Genomic DNA, 4,576 nt, shown 5'->3' on the forward strand with positions numbered 1-4,576 from the left:
CCCTCATGGCACCCGCCGGCGGGAAGGGCGTGCTCCTCGGCGGGGTCCCCGGCGTCAGGCCGGCCAAGGTTGTGGTCCTGGGTGCCGGAGTGGCCGGGACCAACGCGGCAGCGATGGCCCTGGGCCTCGGCGCGGACGTCACCATCCTCGACATCAACATCGCCCGGCTCCGTGAACTCGACGCGCAGTACCAGGGCCGTCTGAAGACTGTGGCATCCAATCAGTACGAGATCGAGAAGTCAGTGGTGGATGCTGACCTGGTCATCGGGTCCGTACTCATTCCCGGCGCCAAAGCGCCCAAGCTCGTCACCAATGATCTCGTTGCGCGGATGAAGCCCGGCTCGGTACTGGTGGACATCGCCGTCGACCAGGGTGGCTGCTTCGAGGACAGCCGCCCCACCACGCATCAGGAACCCACTTACGCGGTTCATGACACGATTTTCTACTGCGTGGCGAACATGCCTGGCGCAGTCCCGAACACCTCCACCTATGCACTGACCAATGTCACGCTCCGATACGCCGTGATGCTCGCCAACCTGGGAGTCGCCGCAGCATTCGAGAAGGATCCCGCGCTCGCTGCAGGCCTCAACATCGCAGGAGGAAGCGTCACCAATCAGTCAGTTTCCCAAGCTCATGGACTGGAGCTCGCCAGAGACTGGCGCGACGCACTTTCCACCACCTCCTCAGCAGCCTGAAAGACTCCAGCGGCAGGAAAACAATGAAAAAGCGTGCCTACTTCCAGCAAGCGAACGCACCATACCCTCGGAGCCCCCATACCGGTGACCACTGCCCCGCCAACGGTTGGTGGACGCCGTTTGACGAAGAACAGTCGGCACGGTTCATCCCTCAGGGAAGTCTCATGCCGTCCGTCAACGGTCGAGCTGTGGCTTGGAAGCTACTGCCGCCAGGACTAGGATCGGCGCATGCCGTCCCTGTCCGTGGTGATTCCCTGCAAGGACGACGCCGGACCGCTGGCACGCTGCCTCGCAGCCCTCGCGGCGCAGACGTCCTCCCCGCTGGAGATCATCGTGGTGGACAACAACTCCACCGATGACAGCGCCGCGGTGGCAGCGACGTGGGGCGCGAGAGTTCTACCGGAGGCAGCCCCCGGCATCGCAGCCGCCGCCTCCGCCGGGTATGACGCCGCCGCCGGAGACATTATTGTCCGCTGCGACGCGGACACCGTCCCGCCGCCCGACTGGCTCCACCGCATCGCCGCCCGTTTCGCCGCTGAGCCGGACCTTGCCGTCCTCACCGGTCCCGGCGACTTCTACGACGCCGGTCCCCTGCGTGCCCGGCTCGGGAACCTCGCGTACATGCAGGCGTACTTCGTGTCGATGGGCCTCGCCATGGCGCACTGGCCCCCGTTCGGCTCCAACTGCGCCTTCCGGCGCGCGGACTGGGAATCGGTCCGTGCCCGGGTCCACCGGCATGACGTGGACGTGCACGACGACGTCGATCTCGGTTTCGCGCTCGATCCAGCCCAGCGCACGGCCTACGACCGCACACTGCGGGTGGGCATCTCGGCGCGTTCGCTCGAAGGCGGTGCTGCCGGGCAGCTGCGCGTCCGGCGGGCGTTCCACACCCTGGCGCTGCACTGGCGGGTGGTGCCGCCGTGGGAGCGGTGGCGGCGGACGTTCAGCGCTCGGAGGGAGCGCCGTCGTCCGGGTGTGTCAAATGGCTGAACAGCCAGGGCTCACTGGTGGGACGTGAACCGTTCGGGGTAGAGCAGCGGCAGCTGCAGGGTCAGCCACGGGCTGAACGCCCACGGCGCCGCAGCGACGGCGGCGGTGAGCTGGAGCGGGTCCGCCCACTGCACCTCCATCACCTCGTCCTCGCGCGGGTCCACCGGGGACGCGGCGCGCGCGGTGTAGACGGGACAGATCTCGTTCTCCACCACGCCGGAGGCGTCCACGGCCCGGTAGCGGAAGTCCGGCAGCCGAAGCTCCAGGTGGTCCAGCCGCAGCCCCAACTCCTGCTCCGCACGGCGCCGCACCGCATCCTCGGTTGCCTCACCGGGGCCCGGATGCCCGCAGAACGAGTTGGTCCAGACGCCCGGCCAGGTGCGCTTGGACAGGGCGCGGCGGGTGATGAGGATGCGGCCGTCGTCGTCGTAAATGTGCGCCGAGAACGCGAGATGGAGCGGTGTGGAGGTGGAGTGAACCGTTGCCTTGTCCTCCGTGCCGACGGGTGTTCCGTCCTCGGCCGCCAGGACAACCAGCTCTGCCGTGCGGTTCATTTCCCTCCCATGGGTAGCGCGTGTTTACTTTAGCTATGGACAAGGAGACCACACTGGCTGGTTCGACCGACAGCCAGCTCGTGAATGATGTCCTGACGTCCTTCTTCGACCGGTCACAGTCCCGCGCAGAAGCCCTCCACCGCGCGTACCGTTTCCTCTGGGAGCGGCTCGAGGCCGCCGCCACGGGAGGCAAGCGTTTCCGCCCACACCTCGTCATGAGCGTATACGGCCTGCTGGGAGGCACGGACCGGACCACGGCGGCAACGGTCGCCGCATCCTTTGAACTCCTTCACACCGCACTTCTTGTGCACGACGACGTGGTGGACCGGGACTTCTCGCGCCGTGGAGTGCCGAACGTCTCCGGGACCTACCGTCAGCTCGCTGAGGCGCAGGGGAACAGCCCGGAGCGGGCCGAACATGCGGGGTTCTCGGTCGGTGTCATCGCCGGTGACCTCGCGTTGTCCAACGCCTACCGGCTCCTGGGTGAGATCGACACGGACCCCGCCACCCGCCGGCGGCTGGGAGATCTTCTCGACGAAGCCATCTTTGCCTCCGCGGCCGGCGAACTACTGGATGTGCTCGCTCCGCTGGATCCCACGCCACAGCCCGTCGATGAGGTGCTCACCATGGCACGGCTCAAGACCGCTGTGTACTCCTTCGAGGCTCCTCTCCAGGCGGGAGCGGTCCTTGCCGGCGCCGGGGACAGACTGGTGGACGTGCTCGGAGAGTTTGGCCGCTGCATCGGAACCGCCTATCAGGTGGCCGATGACCTGATCGGCGTCTTCGGGGATGAGAGCCGGACCGGGAAGGTGGGTTGGGGAGATCTGCGGGAGGGGAAACACACCGTCCTCATGTCCCACGCGGCGGAGCAGCCCCAGTGGCCCCGGATCTCGGAGCTGCTCTCCACCCCCGGGCTCAGTGCCTCCGGGGCGGCGGAAATCCGTGAGCTGCTCATCGAATCCGGTGCCCGGGACCGGTCCGTACAGCTCGCCGCCGATTTCACGGACCGGGCAGATCAGTGCCTCCTGGACCCGTGCGTCCCGCCGGAGCTGCGGGACGGACTCGGCTCCCTGCCCGGCGTCGTCACCGAACGGCTCAGCGCATGAGCCGCGACCGGGACGCGCTCGCCGACTACACCAACGCCGCCTTCACCTCGTCCGCGGTGGTACTGCGCTCCTATTCAACCTCGTTTGGGCTGGCGTCCCGCCTGTTCGAGGCCGGCGTGCGCCGCCGGGTCGAGTCCGTCTATGCGCTGGTGCGGGTTGCCGATGAGATTGTCGACGGCGTCACCGCCGCCGCAGGGCTGGCCCCGGAGGAGACCCGGCGGCAGCTCGATGAATTCGAGAGGGAGACCGAACGCGCACTAAACCTCGGATACAGCGCCAATCTGGTGGTTCACGCCTTTGCGGACACGGCACGGTTGACCGGGATCGGGAGGGACCTGACGCGGCCGTTCTTCGCGTCGATGCGGGCGGACCTCGACCGGGTGGAGCATACGCCGGAGTCCTTCACCGAGTATGTCTACGGCTCGGCGGAGGTGGTGGGGCTGATGTGCCTGAAGTGCTTCCTCCACGGATATTCCGTGAGTGCCGCGGAGAACGCGCGGCTCGAGCGGGGCGCGCGCCACCTCGGCGCCGCGTTCCAGAAGGTCAACTTCCTCCGGGACCTCGCGGAGGACTTCACCGCGCTCGGCCGCAGCTACTTCCCGGGGGTCTCCCCCGCCAGCTTCGACGAGACCGCCAAGCAGCGGCTGCTTGCGGACATCGACCATGACCTGCGTGAATCCCGCGCCGTGCTCCGCGGCCTCCCGCCATCAAGCCGCCGCGCCGTTGCGCTGGCGCAGGAACTTTTCGCCGAGCTCGTGGAGCGGATCCGGGCCACGCCGGCGTCGGAACTCATCCGCACCAGGATCAGCGTGCCCAACACCGTAAAGCTGCGGATCGCGGCGGCTGTCCTTGCCGGCCGGCGCGGGTTCGAGGCAACCCGTCCAGACGCCCGCCCAGACAAGATAGAGGCACCGTGAAGCCACGCATTCCGTCCGGGCGCGCCGTCGTCGTCATCGGCGGCGGTATCAGCGGCCTCGCCACCGCCGCGCTGCTGGCAACCGAGGGTCACCGCGTCACGGTGCTGGAGAAGCAGGGCGCCGTAGGCGGGCGCGCCTACTCCTGGGAGCAGGATGGTTTCCGGTTCGACGCCGGACCCTCCTGGTACCTGATGCCCGAGGTGATCGACCACTTCTTCCGGCTGCTCGGCACCTCCGCTGAGGAGCAGCTGGACCTGGTGAAACTCGACCCGGGTTACCGGCTGCTCTCCGAGGGGTTCCCGGAGCCGGTGGAC

At 67.9% G+C, this 4,576-nt stretch carries 6 protein-coding genes; 5 read left to right on the top strand and 1 reads right to left on the bottom strand.

Translation table 11 applies throughout. The annotated features are described in order from the left end of the window. Together X803_RS18025 and X803_RS18030 are read left to right on the top strand one after the other, a co-directional pair. The coding region (locus X803_RS18025) for an NAD-binding protein (protein WP_035778038.1) at positions 1-695 on the top strand (695 nt) is incomplete at its 5' end. A 228-nt stretch (positions 696-923) separates the two neighbouring features. After that, complete coding sequence (locus tag X803_RS18030) at positions 924-1,685, top strand: glycosyltransferase family 2 protein (RefSeq protein WP_035778040.1); 762 nt, start codon at positions 924-926, stop codon at positions 1,683-1,685. An 11-nt stretch (positions 1,686-1,696) separates the two neighbouring features. Here the strand turns inward: X803_RS18030 and idi are convergent, their stop codons facing one another. Beyond that, positions 1,697-2,239: an isopentenyl-diphosphate Delta-isomerase gene (idi, locus tag X803_RS0105480; protein WP_026544351.1), complete on the bottom strand. Its 543-nt coding sequence runs from the start codon at positions 2,237-2,239 to the stop codon at positions 1,697-1,699. A gap of 35 nt (positions 2,240-2,274) precedes the next feature. Between idi and X803_RS0105485 the strand changes: the two genes are divergently transcribed. The 3 genes from X803_RS0105485 to X803_RS20965 form a co-directional block, all read left to right on the top strand. Next, on the top strand, positions 2,275-3,345 hold the full coding sequence (locus X803_RS0105485; protein WP_026544352.1) for a polyprenyl synthetase family protein: 1,071 nt from the start codon (positions 2,275-2,277) through the stop codon (positions 3,343-3,345). Next, positions 3,342-4,262: a phytoene/squalene synthase family protein gene (locus X803_RS18035; protein WP_051470493.1), complete on the top strand. Its 921-nt coding sequence runs from the start codon at positions 3,342-3,344 to the stop codon at positions 4,260-4,262. The genes X803_RS0105485 and X803_RS18035 overlap by 4 nt, the downstream gene beginning before the upstream one ends. Next, a partial coding sequence (locus tag X803_RS20965; RefSeq protein ID WP_173400899.1) for an FAD-dependent oxidoreductase occupies positions 4,259-4,576 on the top strand: 318 nt, incomplete at its 3' end. The genes X803_RS18035 and X803_RS20965, both read left to right, overlap by 4 nt.

The sequence above is a fragment of the Arthrobacter sp. 35/47 genome, from assembly GCF_000520475.1.
GTDB lineage: Bacteria > Actinomycetota > Actinomycetes > Actinomycetales > Micrococcaceae > Arthrobacter_D > Arthrobacter_D subterraneus.